Origin of the sequence: Streptomyces sp. NPDC021096, assembly GCF_040641275.1 — a bacterium.
GTDB lineage: Bacteria > Actinomycetota > Actinomycetes > Streptomycetales > Streptomycetaceae > Streptomyces.
Genome location: NZ_JBFADG010000044.1, coordinates 1 through 15,802, shown reverse-complemented (window position 1 = coordinate 15,802; position 15,802 = coordinate 1). Strand labels below are relative to the sequence as shown.

Sequence of the window (15,802 nt, the reverse complement as noted above, 5' to 3'; positions counted from 1 at the left end):
GGCCGGCCCCCCTGGAAGGGCATGGACCCGGCCCACTCCCCGCGCCCCCGTTCCTCACGACGGCGGTGCGCCCTTACCTCTGACCATGGAGAGACGCCTGCAGGGCGTCAGCTGTACCGGAGCGGGCGCATCATCACGGAGAACTTCGGTGAGTCCTCGAACGGCTGCTGCTTGCCGATCTCCTCGTAACCCCAGCTCTCGTAGACGGCTTTGAGTTTGCCGCCGCCGGCGCCCGGGTTCACCAGCAGCGTGACACGCTCCTCGGCGTGCCCGGCGAGCAGTTCGTCGTGGAGACGGCGAGCCGCGCCTTGTCCCCGCCATGCCTTGCGCACACAGATCTCCTGGAACGCGAACGTCCTGGTGCCGGTCTCGGTGGTGTAGCCGTCGGGGAGCGGGGTCAGCATCGAGGACCACCAGCCGGTGGCGGGTGCGAGCGGTGTACCGAAGCAGAAGCCCACCGGCTCCCCGCCGGGCGTGCGGGCGATGACGGTCTCCCAGCCGGGGCGCTTGGCGTAGGCGAGCAGGCGCTCATCGAATCGCTCGACCGTGTTGAAGGGGCGGTCGAGGAGTGCGAAGTCGCCGCGGACTTCGACGTGGAGGTCGAGGATCGTCTGGCGGACTTCGTCCACGTCGCGGCTGCGGCGGAACTCGAGGCGGTCAGGCACAGAGGATGTCCTTCCGGTAGGCGGCCCACTCCTGGGTGTGGGAGCTGGACGGGGCGGTGGCGATGAGGCGGGTGGTGAAGGTGCCCAGCAAGTGTGCGACCCGCCCGTGCACGGCGGTGGTCGGCACCGACTTGGCCGTGGCGACCGCGAGACCGGCTTCGCCTTGCTGCAACTGAGTGCCCGCCAGGTAGGCGGTGGTCAGCGCCCGATTGCGGACCATGCTGGGGCGTAGGAGCGCGAGCGTGTGGTGGGCGCGGGCCTCGGCCTCCTGCCAGCAGCCCATCTCCGTGTGGGCCTGGAGGGCGAGCAGTTCGGTCTCCGCGCCGTCGTAGAACCCAGTCCACCGGGGCCGGCGTTCGGCGTGGTCGGTGCGGGAGAGGTCTTTGCGGGCCTGGTCGAGGCTGCGCAGGACGTCGGTGCGGCTGCCGGTGTGGGCCTGGTGGAGGGACAGCCGCGCCCGGGTCATGGAAGCGTAGAACGGGTCGGTGCGGCATAGGGGGACGGTGCGGGCAGCCTCAGCTGCGGCGGTGGAGTCGGTGTAGCGGCCCATCTGCCGGTACAGGGCGGCGGCATGTCCCCACACGCGGATCTGCACGGCCTGGTCGCCGGAGAGGGAGGCGAGGGTGACGGCGTGGTGGAGGTGGGCCTGGGCGGCGTCGGTGCGGCGGTCGTCGATGGCGGCCCACATCGCCGAGTCGGTCAGGGACGCGGCCAGCGCGTAGAGCCGGGAGCGGACGCGGCTGCTGGCACTGCCTTCCCGCTGCATTTCCAGGGCTTCTGCGGCGAGGGCGGCGCAGCGGCGCTCGGTGGCCTCGGTGCCGCCGGCCCGGTCGTCGGCGTCGATGGCCCGGTCGTGCAGCTGCTCCAGGCGCTCGACGTCGGCGGCGCCGATCCGGTACGGGCCGCTCCTGGGACGCGGCGGGGTGACGCCCGCGGTGGCTGCGGCGGCTATGGGGGCAGTGATGAGGAAGACGCGGCGCTTCATGGGGTCCTCCGGGTGTTGCTGGTGGTGCCGGGCCGACGGCACGAAGCCGAGGTCCGCGATCGGGCAGTCGAAGACCGTCTCCAGCGCGAGCGTGGTTCTCGACCGTGGCGTCCGGGTGCGGGTCAGCAGGTCATGGATCGTGCGCTCGGAGTAGGTGCCCTGTTTGCCAGTGAGGCGCTTGAGCACCAAGTTCATCTCGCGCGCTAACTCGGGCCTGGACAGGCCGAGGTCGGCCATGTGTTTCCGGAGGATCGTGTTCTCTCCCACTTGTCGAACGTAGCGAGGAACAACGACCCCGTCGATGTCACGGAAGGGTCAAAACTTCCTGATCGTCATCGGCAAACAGACGTGCCTTCTTCCTGACCCTGCGGCCCGATCCGGCGGTTGACTCCCACGTGCGCGGCGGACCACCTCTCCTGGGGAAGTGGCCGGTGGTCCGCCGCCTCCCTCTCGCAGCTGCCGTGCCTACACAGAGGACCCGCGCCGATGACCACCTCTCCCACCTCCGCCACCAATAAGCCCGGGGACCGACGCATCTGCGTCGACGGCCCCGACGGGCCGGTCACGGTGAACGTCGAAGTGATCGAGCAGAGGATCGCCGCCGGCCTGCGCCCCGTAATCGACGGCTGCCGCATCGACCCGGCCGAGGTCGCCAGGGTCACCGCGGGGCTGGTCGGCGACGCCGAGGCGCTGCTGCCGGTCGCCGAGGCCAGATACAAAGACCGTGGTGGGCAGGTCACGATGGGCCTCGATTCACTGCGCCGCCGCCTCGCCTACCACCGCCCGGACCCGCGCCTCTACCCGCTGAATGCCGCGCTTTGCGCGGCGGACCTCGCCCGGAGCTGCCGGACGCTCCTGAATTTGGTCACCAAACCTGTGGACCCGCACCGGGTGGTGCTGACGACATGGTGACCGACCACGATGGCATCATCGACCACCTGTTGCGGGACGCCCTGGTCCTCTTGTTGATCGGCCTCGCGGGCCCGGCCACCGTGCTCCACGACCAGGCCGGCCGCCTCCTCGACGAGAGTGGTGCCGATCCGGCGCCAGTGGCCATGCTGGACTCCACATCGGCTGACTGACGTCCGGCCTCTCCCCTGGATGTTCGTGAAGGGGTATGCATGTCTGTGATGCCTGAACCTCCGGTGACCGGCGAGCGGCTGGGGCCGCTGATCCGCATGCTGCGCCTGCGCGCGGGATGGACGGAAGACGACCTCGCGCGCGCCCTCGTCGCCGATTCCGGGCGGCGCACGATCACCCGCACCGAGGTGTGGCGGTGGGAGGTGGAGTACGAGGGCCGCACCGCCGGACCCTTCTGGCTCCCGCGCATCGCTCGCGTCCTGGACGTGCCGGTCGCCCGCTTACAGGCCGCGCGGGCGGCATCGAAGGCGGCCCGCAGGATCGGACACATCACCACCGCCACCCCCGCCGAGGTCCTGGCCTCCCTCCTCCCACCCGATGAACCCCTCGCCCCGTGCGGCACACACTCCGGCCGCCGGGTCGGCATGGACGACGCGGAGGCTCTTCTGCGTCGCGTGCACGGCCTGCGCCTGGCCGACGACGTCTTGGCCGGAGGCGACCTGGTCGAGACGTGCGTGCGCGAGCTGCGTAAGGCGGTGAACCTGTTCAACGGCACCTCCCACACCGAGGAGGTGGGGCGGCGCCTGCTGGTCGCCGTCGCTGAGATGGCGCAGCTCGCGGGCTGGGTGGCCACCGACACCGGCGGCCCGGTCGATGCCGAACCGCTCTTCCGCCTCGGCGCCTCGGCAGCCCACCAGGCCGAGGACGGCGCCCTGACCGCCCACCTGCTCGGCTCCTGGGGCTACTGGACAGCGAACACCGGCAACCCCCGCCGGGGCCTGGAACTCGTACGCGCCGCCGAAGCCGCGGCCGGGACTGATGCCCCCCTGGTAGCGCGGTCGCTGACGTCGGCGCGGCTGGCCTGGACGAGCGCGCTGGCCGGTGACGACCGGATGGCCCTTCGGGCGATCGGCGAAGCGATGGAGCAGATCTCCGACGCCGACCTGGGCGAGGCCGCCGACCGGCTGTGGCTGTACTGGGTGGACGTACCCGAGCAGGAAGTCATGGAGGCCCGGGTGGCCACCCAACTTCACCGCCCCCTGAGGGCCGTGCCGCTTCTTCGCCGTGTGCTGACCGGTTACGACCCGACCCACGTCCGTGAATACGCCCTGTACCTGTCCTGGCTGGTCACCGCGCTCCTGGACGCGAACGAGACCGAAGAAGCCGCCGTGCAGGCGCACCGCATGTTCGAGATAGCGTCCTCGGTTCCGTCAACGCGCGCGGCCGAGCGCGGCGACGTGGTCCTCGCTGCCCTGCGGCACCACCGCCGGGTGCCGGAAGTCGCCGAGGTCCTTGCCGTATGGGACGCCCCGCCCGCGTGAGGTCCGCCGTTTTGGCAGACGGTTTGGCACACAACCCGGCACTGCCCTCGTCGGCCTGACGCTGGTTCACTCGATACCGAGCCCCGCGGGAGCAGTCCCGCTGACCAGTGGGGACCGCGTCCCGCAACGCAATGCGTACGTGTCGACATCGGGAGCGCCGTCGCGTGCGGAACAGACGGACGGGGCCGACTCCGCCGCATCGTCGGCCAGCGGGAAGGCCGTTTCCAATGGAAACGCTGCGAGTGCCTGCCCGCTCAGCGCAAGCCGAAGCAGAACCCCCCGGCCGCTGTGAAAGGAGCACTATGCCTGTGCACGACCATGTCCTCGACGAGGCTGAAGAGCACCACCGGCTCGTCGTCACCCTCGGCCCGCAGGGCACCGACGCTTCCCACGTGGCGCGGAGGTTCCCCAAGGTCGAGCTGGCCCGTTCCTTCCCCGAGGCGATGCAGACCGCCTGGGAGCGCGACGCGGCCGCGTTGATCTGCGCTGGATTCCTCGAGCGCGGCCGACGCGGTGCCACCGACTGTTGGGTTGATCTGCACTTCCGGTGGAACGGCCGCATGCAGCTGCGCTCCTGCTGGGCGGAGCCGACCAAGCCCATGGGCATCGCCGTGTCCCCCGTCGTCACCGGCTGCGCGGAACGCGTACGGCTGGTGGCGCTGCACCCGGCGACGTCGGCGTTCGCCGACCGCTATCTGCCGGGCGTTCCGCGGCACTACGTGGTGGCCAAGCCGCTGGCCGTTGAGATGACGGCGCGCGGCCAGGCCGACGCGTGTATCGGCTCCCTCGACGTCCTCGCCGCCACCGACCTGGTGGTCGTCCACGTGCTCACGCCGGACATGGTGTGGTGCCTCTACACCCCCAGCACGCCCCCGGCTGACGCGGCGGTGGTCGCGTGAGCGCCCGCCACCGCCCGCGCGGCTGGACGGTCGGTCTCCTCGGGGCCGGGGTGATGGCCCGGGAGATCGCCCCGCACCTGCGGGCGGCCGGGTGTCGGCTGCGCTGGTACAACCGCACCGCGGACCACCTCCAGGCGGCCGGCGACGACGTCGTGTGCTCGAGCCCCGCGGCGGCCGCCTCCGGGGCCCAGGCCGTGCTGAGCCTGGTCGCCGACGACCGCGCCGCCGCAGCCGTGTGGGACGGCCCCCAGGGAGCCGTCGGCGCGCTGGAGGCCGGTGCCCTGGCCGTGGAGTGCTCCACGCTGACCCCGGCGCGCATCGAGCAGTGGGCCCGATCCTGCACGGCGGCCGGAGCGCGGGTCGTGGACTGCCCGCTGACCGGCGGCCGCGACCGCGCCCACGACGGCACCCTCATCGGCCTGGCGGGCGGCACCGAGACCGACCTCGCCGCCGCCAGCCCGCTGCTGTCCGCGTTCACCGACCACGTGATCGCCTTCGGCCCCGTCGGCTACGGCACCCGCTACAAGCTCGCCCACAACCTCGCCGCGGCCATCACCCTGGCCAGCGTGGCCGAGGCCCTGGCGCTCGCCAGCGCCGCTGGCCTGGACCTGCGCCAAGCGGCCGAGACACTGTCCGGCTTCGGCTGGGCCGCCCCCGCCGCCCAGTACGCCGCCCCGCAGCTGCTGGACGGCGACTTCACCGACGTGCACTGCTCGGCGGCCAACCTCGGTAAAGACCTGCTCTACGCCCTGGCCACCGCCACGCGCACCGGCCTGCACCTTCCCCTCGCCGAGGCGGCGCACCACCAGTTCGCCGCCGTCCACGACGCGGCCGAGGTGGACATGGCCGCCGTCACCCGCACCTACACCGCCGCACCTCCGGAGGCCCTGTGATGACTGCCCCACCGTTCAAGCCCAGCACGGTGTTCCAGCACACGCGATTCATCCCGCGCGTAGCCCGCGCTCACGTGGAAGCCCAGCTGGACCGTCTGTTCGCCGACGCCGCCGAGTACACGCAGAAGGCAGCCGACGACGAGGTGGTCCTGCTCGTCGCCGGATCGCTCGCGCGCGGCGAGGCCGCCGTTGAGCAGCGGACCGACGGCTGGAGCCTGGCCTCGGACCTCGACTTCGTCGCCATCGTGCCCGACCACCACCCGGGCGAGGCGCTCGCCGAAGGACTGCTGGAGCAGCTCTCGGCCCTCGCCCCGCAGGTACAGACCACGTGCTTCACCGTGCGCCAGCCTCACGCCGCTCGTGTCCGGTCCCACTTCGGCGCCGACCTGTGGCTCGCGGCCGAGCGCCCGGTGGCGGGGGAGTTACCTCCCGGCGCGCTGGCCCGGCCGGCGGCCGGTGCCCGGGAGGACCTCGAGCTGATCGTGCACCAGGCGGCGAACTACCTTCTCGTCGCCGACCAGACCGGTGGGCCGGCGCCCAGCCGGTGCGCCAGGAAGCTCCTGCTGGAGACCCTGCGGGCGCTGACCCCTCCCGGACCGGACGGCAACACCCGCTACACCACCGTGCTTGACGACCCCACGGGCTGGAGCAGTGTCCTGCACGCCTCGCAGGTCCGGGCTCTGGTCGCGGGCAGGGAGACCGGCCGCCCCTTCGACTGGCCTTACGACCGCGCCCACGCTGTCTTCCTCCGGCTCCTCGCCCAGTTCCTCAACCCCGACTCCGACGGGACCGCCAGCGACGGCGTCCCCGCCGACCTCGCCCGGCTCGCCGACGCCACAGCCGACGTGCTGACCGGGTTCCAGGTCACCGTCCTCGCCTACTTCGGGATCCTTCACAGCACCGCACCCGCCGACTACGCCCACGTGCTGCTGGATGCGTGGGCACGCCTCGACGCAAACGGGCTGGAGCACGCTCGCGAGCACCGTGCTGGCGTCGCGCAGCTGGCGGTGACCGAGGCCGCCGAGCACCGGCCCCACGCCATGACGGTCCTGCGGGAAGCGATGGCCGCGCTGCGTCTGGACTACTACCGCGACCTCGGCGCCCGGAACTTCGGCCAGGCCGACGACAACGGGTACGCGCGCATGCGGCTGCGGCGCGCCCTTCGCGTTTCGGGTGACGGCGGGAACCTCGCTGCCTGGCCGCAGTGGGTGCAGCGGCTGCCGCTGGCTGAAGTCGCCCTCCCCCGGGCGCAGGGCCGCCTCGTCGTCGCGGGCCTGGGCCAGACCGTGCTGTGGGCCTTCCCCGAGGGCGGGAGCGTTCCCGCGCACCGGCACGGCCCGCAGCTGGGTGTGGTCCTGGCCGGGTGTGTACACCTGGCGCGCGACGGCGTGGTCCGGTCGGTGAAGCCGGGGGAGTCCTTCGAGATCAGGGACCAGCAGCAGCATGCGGCCACCGTCGCCCCCGGCACGCTGGTGGTCGAGGTGTTCGCCGAGCCGAACCGGCACCGGCCCAAGGGGCTGCCACGATGAACAGCTCCCTCGTTCTCCTGTGCGCGGACCGGGTGGTCACCGGCGTGGGACGCACGGTCTACCCGGACGGTGCCGTGCTGGTGAGCGGCGCCTCCATCGGCTGGGTCGGCCCCCGAGGCTCGGCCCCGGACACTCCCGCGCGCCGGGTGAACCTGGACGGTGCCACGCTGCTGCCGGGCCTGATCGATGCCCACACGCACCTCGCGCTCGACGCCGGCCCCGACCCGTTCGGGGCGCTCGGCACGCTGACGGATCACCAGGTGCTCGCCGCGATGCGCGAGCGGGCCGGGCGGATGCTGGCGGTCGGCATCACCACCGCCCGGGACCTGGGCGCCCCCGCCCGTATGGACACCGTCCTCGCTCGCGAGATCCGCAACGGTCACGCCCACGGGCCGCGCCTGCTCACGGCCGGCATCCCGGTCACCCGGCCCGGCGGCCACGGCGCGCCCCTGGGCGGCGAATGCGCGGGCCCCGACGACGCCGAGGCCCTGGTGCGCGCCAACCAGAAGGCCGGGGCGCAGTGGACCAAGGTGTTCGTCACCGGCGGCTTCACCACCAAAGGCACGTCCCCGTACGCGCTGCAGCTGCCCGTGCAGTTCCTCGCCGCAGTGACCGCTCTGTCCCACCGCCTTGGCATGAAGGTGGCCGTGCACGCGCACGCCACGGCCGGCATTGCGGCCGCCGTCGAGGCCGGGGTGGACAGCATTGAGCACTGCACCTGGATGTCCGCCGACGGCTTCGACCTCGACCCGGAGCTGATCACCACCATGGCCGCACTCCGGATCGTGGCCAGCACCACGGTCAACTCCCACGCCCGCGACGCCACCGGCCGCCTGCCCTGGACACAGCGAGCCGCCCAGCTGCGCGCCCTGCACGACCACGGCGTGCCGCTCGCGGTCGGCACCGACGCCGGCATCCCGACCACGGCCCACGACGACCTTCCCGCGTCTCTCCCGGCCTACCTCGACCTCGGCCTCGACCCGCTCGGCGTCCTCGAACTGGCCACCTCCCGCACCGCGAAGGCCCTCGGCCTCCACGACACCGGCGCGCTCCATGAAGGCATGCGGGCCGACGTCCTGGCCGTCGAAGGAGACCCCACCGCAGACCTCTCCGCCCTCACCCGGCCCCTGACCGTCCTCGCCGCAGGCACCACCCACCCCACCGTCCCCGCACGGAAGGCCACACACCCATGACCCACCCCACCGACACCGCCCCCGGCCGGTGCCCTGTCGCCTACCCCTTCGCCGGCGAGCACCGCCTGGACCTCGAAGACGACTACGCCCGCGCCCGCGCCAGCGGCCACCTGCTGCGCGTCACCCTGCCGGTCGGCGGCGACGCCTGGCTCGCCACCACCTACGACCAGGTCCGCACCGTGCTGACCCACCCCCGCATGGAACGCGGCCCCGCGAACCAGCCGTCCACCCCGCGCTTGGAGACGGCCCTGATGACCGAGCAGTCCGTGCTCGCCCTCGACGGTCCCACGCACGCTCGGCTGCGCCGCGCCATCGCCGGCGCGTTCTCCCCGCGCACCGCCCGCCGGATCCGCCCGTGCCTCAAGGCCGAGTCCGACCGCCTCCTAGACCGCTTCCTCGCCGGGGAACAGCCCGCCGACCTGGTCGCTGCCTACACCGACCCGCTCGCCTCAACGGCCGTCCGGCAACTGATCGGCCAGCCGCCGAACGGCGGCGAGGACACCGATGTGGTCGCCCTGGTGAACGCGCTCGCCCAGGCCCGCGAAACCCCAGCGGAAGCCGAAGCCCGCGACCAACTGGAGAACGCCGTCGACCGGATCACCCGCAGCCGCGACCTACCGCCCGGACTGCTGCGCGACCTCTCCCTCACCCGCGCCATCGGAACCGGCCTGACCACCAACCAGAGCACCGACCTCGTCTTCGCCGTCGTCCTCGGCGGCCGCACACCAAGCTTCTTCCTCCCCTCCGCCGCCCTCGCCCTCCTCCAGCACCCCGCCCACATCACGATGCTGCGCCGACACCCGCACCTGTGGCCGAAGGCGGTCGAGGAACTCCTGCGGTTCATCCCCATCGGCCTGTCCGGCGGCTTCCCCCGCACCGCGACGGCCCCCGTCGACGTGGCCGGGCACCAGGTGGAGGTCGGCGAGACGGTGCTGCCCGCGATGATCGCCGCCAACCTGGACGACCACGAATTCCCCCACGCCAGCGCACTGGACTTCACCCGCTCCCGGAACACCCACCTGGCGTTCGGGGCGGGCCCGCACCGGTGCCCGGGAGCGCCCCTGTCCCGACATCTGATCGAAGTGTCCCTCCGGTCCCTGATCGACCGTGCACCCGCCCTGCGCCTGGCTACGCTGGCCCCGGCTACGTGGCACACCGGGCGGATCGTACGGGCGCTGGCCACCTTGCCCGTGGAGTGGTGAGGCCACGCCCTCCGGCCGCGCCGGCCCACATCTGACAGCAGCCCGCCCCGTGCGGGGCGGGCACCGTCCGCGCCCACCAGGGAGTGCTCCTTCGCATGAAGAAAGTCCTGATCACCGGCGGCGCCGGCTACATCGGCAGCACCACCGCCTCCGCCCTCGCCGACCACGGCATCACCCCCGTCATCCTCGACGACCTGTCGACCGGACGCCGGGAGTTCCTCCACGACCGGCCCTTCTATCAAGGCGACGTCGCCGACCACGCCCTCGTCGACCGCATCTTCGCCGAGCACCCGGACATCGCTGCCACCGTGCACTGCGCCGCCAAGATCGTCGTGCCTGAGTCCGTTGCCGAGCCGCTGCGCTACTACCGCGAGAACGTCTCCAAGACGGTGGAGCTCCTGGAAGCCCTGGAGCGCAACCGGTGCTCGCGGGTCGTCTTCTCCTCCAGCGGGTCGATCTACGCCCCGCACCCGGACGGGCACGTCGATGAGTCGTGCTCCCTAGCGCCCGGCAGCCCGTACGCCCGCACGAAGGCGATGATGGAACAGGTCCTCCAGGACTGGACCGCTGCGGCGCCGGCCCGGGTGATTGCCTTGCGCTACTTCAACCCGATCGGTTCCGATCCCAAGATGCGCACCGGGCTGCAGAACCCGGACCCCACGCACGCCCTGGGCAAGTTGATCGAGGCGCACACCACCGGGCAGCCGTTCACGGTCACCGGCGTCAACTGGCCCACCCGCGACGGGTCCGCGATCCGCGACTACATCCACGTCTGGGATCTGGCCCTGGCCCACCTCGCCGCCCTCAACCGCTTCGACCGAGTCCTCCCGCCGGACGCCGCCGACCGCTACCAAGTCATCAACGTCGGCACCGGCGAAGGCACCACCGTCCGCGAGCTGGTTGCGGCCTTCGAGAAGACCGTCGGCTCCACCCTCGACGTCCGCGAGGCGGGACCGCGGCCCGGCGATGTGATCGGCTGCTACACCTCCAGCACCCGCGCCCGGGACCTCCTCGGCTGGACCTCTGGCAAGACCATCGCCGACGCCGTCCGCGACGCGCTCACCTGGCGCAACCAGTGGGCCGCCCACCTCGAACAGACAGCACCCGCGCCCGCATGACACCCCCGCGGGGCCGCCCGGCCGGCGGCCCCGCCCCAAGGAGGCACCGCACATGCCAGCCCTCCGTTCCCCCGCCCACCCGTACTCCCGGCGCTGGTCCTTCGCGCCCGACGGCGCCATACCGCTGACCACCGCGGACATGGATCTTGCCACCGACCCGCTCATCCTGGGCGCCATCACCGAACGCCTCGCCCACCCCCTGGCCTACCCGCCGCCCTACACCACCGGCGGCCTCGGCGACCTCCTGGCCGACCACTACCGCACCCGCTACCGGGCCGACGTCACCCGCACCTGCTTCTGGCTCCTGGCCGGCACCCTCCACGCCGCCTACCTGATCCTCTCCGAACTCCTCCGCCCCGGCGACGAAGCACTGTTCCTGGCCCCCTCCTACCGATTCATCCCCGAAGCGATCACCCACGCAGGCGCAGCGGCCGTCCCCGTCCCTCTCGACCCCGACCGGGGCATCACCAGGGACGACGTCGAGCAGCGCATCACCGCGCGCACCAGGGCCATCCACCTGTGCAACCCGCACAACCCGACCGGCCACATGCTCAGCCGCTGCGAACTCGCCGCCATCGCCGACGCCGCACGTGACCACGACCTGGCCATCGTCTCCGACGAGATCCACTGCCGCCTGATCCTCGACCCGCAGCTCGCGCACATCCCGATCGCGACCCTGGACGAGGACACCGCGCAGCGCACGTTCACGCTCGACGGGCCCACCAAGTCCCACAACCTCGCCGGTTTGGGCGGCGCGATCGTGTGGACCCCCGACGCATCCGCACTCCGGAACCTCCGGCACCGCCTCGACCACCGTGCCGCCCCGGCCCGCGCCGTCCAGCAGGCCGCCATCGCCGCCGCCTACGCCACCGACAGTCCCTGGCTCACCCACACCCTCCACCAGCTGCGCCGCAGCCGTGGCCTCGTCGAACAGGCACTACGCCCCCACCAGGACCAGGTCACTTACCGGCCCGCGCCCGCTACCTACCTCGCCTGGCTCGACTTCCACGACACCTTCGACACGCAGCCCGCCCACGAAGCCCTGGCCGAGCACGGTGTCCTCCTCGAACCCGGACCCGAATTCGGCGCACCGCCCCGGCGCGCCCGGCTCTCCTTCGCCACCGCCCCCGAGCTGCTCGACGCCGCGCTTGACCGGATCACCAGCGCCCTGACCGCACGACAGAAACGGAGCACGCGTTGACCACCGGACCCGCCGCCCACCAGGACGCCGTCACCGCCGAATATGCGGACCTCAACCCGCTCCAGGTCCGCATCACCACCCACCAGCTCTACAGCGAACGGCCCGACAATCCTGACACCGCCGTCCGAGACCATCTCAGGGTGCCCTCGGACGCCGACCTCCTCGACATCGGATGCGGCACCGGACAGTTCCTCCACGACCTCGATCACCATGGGCACACCGGCCGGCTGACCGGTCTCGACACCAGCCCGGAAGCGATCCGTCAGACCGCCGTCGGCCGCGTGACCGCCCTGCATGCCTCGGCCAACAACCTGCCCTTCACCGACGGGGCCTTCGACATCGTCACTGCCCGGCACATGCTCTACCACGTCCCCGACCCCGCCCAGGCGCTCCGCGAGGCCCGCCGAGTCCTGCGCCCAGGCGGCGTCTACGCGGCGACCGTCAACCATGCCCGCACCGCGCCCCGCACCCACGACCTCGTACAGGCTGTTATCGAAGACGCCAGGGTCATGCCGTCGGCCGGGTCACCGGTCAACGCCATCAACAGCGACACCCTGCCGCCCTTGCTGCACAAGGCGTTCGGCAACGTCACCACCGTCCGGTACGACAACGCCCTCGTCTTCACCCGCCCCCAGCCCCTCGCGGACTTCGCAGTCGCCCTCCTGCCCTTCAACGGCATCCCCACCACCAACCCCGAGCACAGCTGGCTCGCCGAGGAGATTCGAGCCCGCGCTCAGCGCTGGTTCAGCGACCGCCCAGGCCAGGTCTGGCGCGACCCCAAGGGATGGTCTCTGTGCTCCGCCACTTCCGCTTGACGCAGCAGCACGCCCAGACCACGTGGTGTGGGGAGGCGCGCCTACTGGCCGCCGAGCAGGCGGCGCAGCATGCCGCGTAGTCCGCGCGGGCGTTGCTCGGGGAGTGGTACGGGCGGTGCGGTGGGCGGGTACGGCGGAGGGGCCGGAACGGCCGACGGCAGGGGCGCGGCTGGCGGGTCGGCTGGCGGTGCGCTGGGCAGCGCACTCGGAGGAACGGGTGGGGACGAGGCCGGCTCGGGCGGCGGGGCGGACTCCGTACGGTCCGGGGGAGCGGGGGACGCCACGGGGGAGTCGGACTGGTCGCTGGGCTTGCTCGGCACCTGACCACCTGTCGGGTCGGGTGCTGCGGGAGGCTCCGGGACGGCGTCCTGTTGCTCTGGCGGCGCCGGAGGGATGAGCTGCCCGGCGTTGGGGGTCTCTACGACGGCGGCCGGGGTGGGCGGCGGGTTGTTGGTGGCGTACAGCTCGCGGGCGTCGGCCCGGCGTCTGCGCCAGCGGGCGCGCTGGACGTCCTCGAGGCGCTGCATGAGGTCGCGCGCCTCGTTCAGGCTGAAGCTCGCCTTGGTGCTGGTCATTTGGTGGAGCGATAGGGGTGCCAGGCCCCAGCGGGTTGCGTTCGGCGCGGGGAGGGGATGGCTGATGCGCCAGTCCTTGTGCCAGTGGCCGCGGCGCCAGTCGGTGAAGTTCCAGTCCTCCTCGTCGCGGGGCGTGTGGGTGAAGTCGTGGACGCCGTAGGGGACGAGGACCTGCTGTCCGTCGAGCCAGTACACCCCGCCCCCGGCGGCGATGATGGCGAGCTGCTGCTCGGTCGGCGCGACGGTGACGTGGACGTCCCGGTCGCGGCCGCGCGGAGCGACGTGGAGTTTGCCGCACTTGGCGAACTGCAGGGGGTCCTTGGCCAGGAACCAGACATGGCGGGCGCTGGACCCGTAGCGGGCGCGCACGGCGTGCAGGCGCCGCTGTATCTGCTCGGGATCGGGCAGCTTGCGAGGCCGTTCGATGACCATCGGGCCGTCGGGTCCGGACACGACGATGGATGGTGGCATCCAGCCCGGTGGGACCTGACCGGGCTCCTGGCTGCCGGGGTCCTCGGGGATATCGAGGCAGACGGTCGCGCCGGGCCAGGCCCGAAGGAGACGGTCCCGCAAGTCGATGACCACCTGGTCGTCCATGGCGATCTCCCGTTGCCGTTCGGCAGATGCCGGGCACTCCCGGCTGCTCTCGTGCCGGAAGTGCGGCACCTGCTTCGCGTCGGGCTTGATCGCCCGCAGGATCAGGTCCTGATAGCAGGCAAGGCACATGTAGCGGCCGCGGAGTACGCCGGACGAGTCGTAGTGGCCGCGGGCAAGGCCGATGGCCAGGGTGGTCTCGTCGCCGGGTATCTCGATTACTCGTCTGGTCTTGCGGTCCCATGCCGTGTCACCCATGGCATGTGATCATGCCGGTACAGCCCGTATCCGAACAGTCCCTTTCCCCGTTGGACGGTCACCCGGTGTGGAGCCCCTTGTAGCCGGGCCCGAGGCCGCGGCGGCGGCCGGTGCGGGGTCCTGCGGAGGGTCGGCTGCCGAGCGCGGCGACGACGCTCCGCGCGGCGCCGGGCGTGAGTCCCGCGCTGACCTGTCCGGAGGCGAGGACGCGGGCGTAGGCGCTGGGTCCGTGGGCGGCAAGGGCTTCGGCCAGGGCGGCGGCCGCGGTCTCGGCCGGCCCGTCACCCCACCCTTCTTCGGCGTGCCGTGCCTGGTCCGGGATCCCGTTGCGTTGTACGAGGAGCGCGGCCAGGGCCTGCGCGTCGGCCGGGTCCAGGGTCACGGTGACCAGCGCCGCTCCGAGCTGGTGGACGCGGTGCCGGGTGATGCCGTGCCCGGTCAGTGCCTGGCGCAGCGCCGTGCTCGTCCCGACGGCACCCTGGCCGTCGTCCTGCGGGCGGTCGCCGGTCCGGGCGTGCTCGACGCGCTCGAGGACGGCGGCCGCGGCGACGGGCACGACGGACAGGATCTCCGCGCACTCCGGGTCGAGGTGCGCGAGGGCGCCGGCGAGCACCTCCAGGGCGGCGGCCGCGTCCTCCACCGCGCTCGCGCTCCAGTTCTCCGGGCCGGCGGCATCGGCGAGCGCGCACGCGGCGACGACGGCCCGATCGGCCAACGATTCCAGCCCGCTCGCCTGCTGGTCGGGCGTCAGTTTCATGTTCTCCTCACGAGAGATGACCGCGCCCACGCGCGCACCCAAGATCCCATGATGACGGCCTTCACCCTCCGTCCGGGCCGCAGCATCCAGTGCAGGGCCGTGGTGCCCGGTGCGCACTCGGTGCGGGCGGTGCGGTGCATCGAGTGCACCGCGATGCGCACCGGCGGTGCGCCGCACCCCCGCGTGCCGTCCGGGTGTGCATCGGGTGCACCGCATCGCATCGAGTGCGCTGCATCGTCCGCACTGGTGCGGCACGAGGTCACGAAGAGTGAGGCGGTGCGGGTGCGCTGGGTGGCTGGCCGACCCCTTGACCAACCCCTTGTCCGCACCGCACCACGCCCCTTGACCAGGTCCCGTGATGCGCACGTTTCTCCTTGACAGCGCCCGCTAGAGACCCTGTATGTCCTGGTATGCGTTCGCGATGCACGCCGTGACGCGGTGTGCACCCGGTTCCGGAAGACGATGCGCCGCATCGTCACGATGCGTGATCCGCTGCGGCCGGGGATGCGCCGCATCGTGCGCACCGCGATGCGCGTCGGCCATGGTGCGCACCAGGCACGCACCCGCACCGCACCGGCCGGTGCGCACCGCGCGCCGCACTACACGACGGTGATGAGCACCGAGCCTCCGCCAACTTGAAGTCGCTGGTCAAAGAGCTGGTGTGACCCGGATCTCGGGGTGCTCACGCTGGTTGCGGGCGGCTGTCTGCGGAGGAG

The 15,802-nt window shown here is 72.2% G+C and carries 16 protein-coding genes; 12 read left to right on the top strand and 4 right to left on the bottom strand.

The features are described 5' to 3' along the window. Positions 1–107: 107 nt before the first annotated feature. Together AB0G59_RS28715 and AB0G59_RS28710 are read right to left on the bottom strand one after the other, a co-directional pair. Positions 108–665 carry an N-acetyltransferase gene (locus AB0G59_RS28715; protein ID WP_360917577.1) on the bottom strand — a complete coding sequence of 186 codons (558 nt, stop codon included), beginning with the start codon at positions 663–665 and terminating at the stop codon, positions 108–110. Continuing rightward, on the bottom strand, positions 658–1,917 hold the full coding sequence (locus AB0G59_RS28710; protein WP_360917575.1) for a hypothetical protein: 1,260 nt from the start codon (positions 1,915–1,917) through the stop codon (positions 658–660). The genes AB0G59_RS28715 and AB0G59_RS28710 overlap by 8 nt, the downstream gene beginning before the upstream one ends. A gap of 219 nt (positions 1,918–2,136) precedes the next feature. On the opposite strand from AB0G59_RS28710, the gene AB0G59_RS28705 reads away from it, so the two are divergent. From AB0G59_RS28705 to AB0G59_RS28655, 11 genes are all read left to right on the top strand, one after another. Next, entirely contained in the window at positions 2,137–2,562 is a 426-nt protein-coding gene (locus AB0G59_RS28705; RefSeq protein WP_360917572.1) for a hypothetical protein, read from the top strand. After that, entirely contained in the window at positions 2,556–2,732 is a 177-nt protein-coding gene (locus tag AB0G59_RS28700; protein ID WP_360917570.1) for a hypothetical protein, read from the top strand. The genes AB0G59_RS28705 and AB0G59_RS28700 overlap by 7 nt, the downstream gene beginning before the upstream one ends. Before the next feature lie 39 nt (positions 2,733–2,771). Further along, positions 2,772–4,052 (top strand): helix-turn-helix domain-containing protein, encoded by a 1,281-nt coding sequence (locus tag AB0G59_RS28695; protein WP_360917567.1) that lies wholly within the window; start codon positions 2,772–2,774, stop codon positions 4,050–4,052. 302 nt (positions 4,053–4,354) lie between these two features. Next, positions 4,355–4,951 (top strand): hypothetical protein, encoded by a 597-nt coding sequence (locus AB0G59_RS28690; protein ID WP_360917564.1) that lies wholly within the window; start codon positions 4,355–4,357, stop codon positions 4,949–4,951. After that, on the top strand, positions 4,948–5,844 hold the full coding sequence (locus AB0G59_RS28685; RefSeq protein ID WP_360917561.1) for an NAD(P)-binding domain-containing protein: 897 nt from the start codon (positions 4,948–4,950) through the stop codon (positions 5,842–5,844). The genes AB0G59_RS28690 and AB0G59_RS28685 overlap by 4 nt, the downstream gene beginning before the upstream one ends. Continuing rightward, positions 5,844–7,373, top strand: a complete 1,530-nt coding sequence (locus AB0G59_RS28680; RefSeq protein ID WP_360917558.1) for a hypothetical protein — start codon at positions 5,844–5,846, stop codon at positions 7,371–7,373. Before AB0G59_RS28685 ends, AB0G59_RS28680 begins: the two co-directional genes overlap by 1 nt. Beyond that, positions 7,370–8,566, top strand: coding sequence for an amidohydrolase family protein (locus tag AB0G59_RS28675; protein ID WP_360917555.1), 1,197 nt, complete (start codon positions 7,370–7,372; stop codon positions 8,564–8,566). Before AB0G59_RS28680 ends, AB0G59_RS28675 begins: the two co-directional genes overlap by 4 nt. Continuing rightward, a complete protein-coding gene (locus AB0G59_RS28670) occupies positions 8,563–9,768 on the top strand; it encodes a cytochrome P450 (RefSeq protein WP_360917552.1) in 1,206 nt (401 codons plus the stop codon). The genes AB0G59_RS28675 and AB0G59_RS28670 overlap by 4 nt, the downstream gene beginning before the upstream one ends. Before the next feature lie 95 nt (positions 9,769–9,863). Beyond that, on the top strand, positions 9,864–10,886 hold the full coding sequence (gene galE / locus AB0G59_RS28665; RefSeq protein ID WP_360917549.1) for a UDP-glucose 4-epimerase GalE: 1,023 nt from the start codon (positions 9,864–9,866) through the stop codon (positions 10,884–10,886). Positions 10,887–10,938: 52 nt separating this feature from the next. Further along, positions 10,939–12,087: an aminotransferase class I/II-fold pyridoxal phosphate-dependent enzyme gene (locus AB0G59_RS28660; protein ID WP_360917546.1), complete on the top strand. Its 1,149-nt coding sequence runs from the start codon at positions 10,939–10,941 to the stop codon at positions 12,085–12,087. Continuing rightward, entirely contained in the window at positions 12,084–12,902 is an 819-nt protein-coding gene (locus AB0G59_RS28655) for a class I SAM-dependent methyltransferase (protein WP_360917544.1), read from the top strand. The genes AB0G59_RS28660 and AB0G59_RS28655 overlap by 4 nt, the downstream gene beginning before the upstream one ends. 41 nt (positions 12,903–12,943) lie before the next feature. Here AB0G59_RS28655 and AB0G59_RS28650 read toward each other — a convergent pair whose 3' ends face one another. Both AB0G59_RS28650 and AB0G59_RS28645 read right to left on the bottom strand, forming a co-directional pair. Continuing rightward, complete coding sequence (locus tag AB0G59_RS28650) at positions 12,944–14,329, bottom strand: hypothetical protein (RefSeq protein WP_360917541.1); 1,386 nt, start codon at positions 14,327–14,329, stop codon at positions 12,944–12,946. A gap of 58 nt (positions 14,330–14,387) precedes the next feature. Beyond that, on the bottom strand, positions 14,388–15,086 hold the full coding sequence (locus tag AB0G59_RS28645) for a hypothetical protein (RefSeq protein ID WP_360917538.1): 699 nt from the start codon (positions 15,084–15,086) through the stop codon (positions 14,388–14,390). Between the two features lie 462 nt (positions 15,087–15,548). Here AB0G59_RS28645 and AB0G59_RS28640 point away from each other — a divergent pair, with 462 nt between their 5' ends. After that, positions 15,549–15,725 (top strand): hypothetical protein, encoded by a 177-nt coding sequence (locus tag AB0G59_RS28640; protein WP_360917535.1) that lies wholly within the window; start codon positions 15,549–15,551, stop codon positions 15,723–15,725. The last annotated feature ends 77 nt before the right edge of the window (positions 15,726–15,802 follow it).

Bases quoted from the DNA above. Each gene is read 5' to 3' on its own strand.
- AB0G59_RS28705 (WP_360917572.1), top strand. From the start codon at position 2,137: ATGACCACCTCTCCCACCTCCGCCACCAATAAGCCCGGGGACCGACGC.
- AB0G59_RS28700 (WP_360917570.1), top strand. From the start codon at position 2,556: ATGGTGACCGACCACGATGGCATCATCGACCACCTGTTGCGGGACGCC.
- AB0G59_RS28695 (WP_360917567.1), top strand. From the start codon at position 2,772: ATGTCTGTGATGCCTGAACCTCCGGTGACCGGCGAGCGGCTGGGGCCG.
- AB0G59_RS28690 (WP_360917564.1), top strand. From the start codon at position 4,355: ATGCCTGTGCACGACCATGTCCTCGACGAGGCTGAAGAGCACCACCGG.
- AB0G59_RS28680 (WP_360917558.1), top strand. From the start codon at position 5,844: ATGACTGCCCCACCGTTCAAGCCCAGCACGGTGTTCCAGCACACGCGA.
- AB0G59_RS28675 (WP_360917555.1), top strand. From the start codon at position 7,370: ATGAACAGCTCCCTCGTTCTCCTGTGCGCGGACCGGGTGGTCACCGGC.
- AB0G59_RS28670 (WP_360917552.1), top strand. From the start codon at position 8,563: ATGACCCACCCCACCGACACCGCCCCCGGCCGGTGCCCTGTCGCCTAC.
- galE (WP_360917549.1), top strand. From the start codon at position 9,864: ATGAAGAAAGTCCTGATCACCGGCGGCGCCGGCTACATCGGCAGCACC.
- AB0G59_RS28660 (WP_360917546.1), top strand. From the start codon at position 10,939: ATGCCAGCCCTCCGTTCCCCCGCCCACCCGTACTCCCGGCGCTGGTCC.
- AB0G59_RS28650 (WP_360917541.1), bottom strand. From the start codon at position 14,329: ATGGGTGACACGGCATGGGACCGCAAGACCAGACGAGTAATCGAGATA.
- AB0G59_RS28645 (WP_360917538.1), bottom strand. From the start codon at position 15,086: ATGAAACTGACGCCCGACCAGCAGGCGAGCGGGCTGGAATCGTTGGCC.
- AB0G59_RS28640 (WP_360917535.1), top strand. From the start codon at position 15,549: ATGCGCCGCATCGTCACGATGCGTGATCCGCTGCGGCCGGGGATGCGC.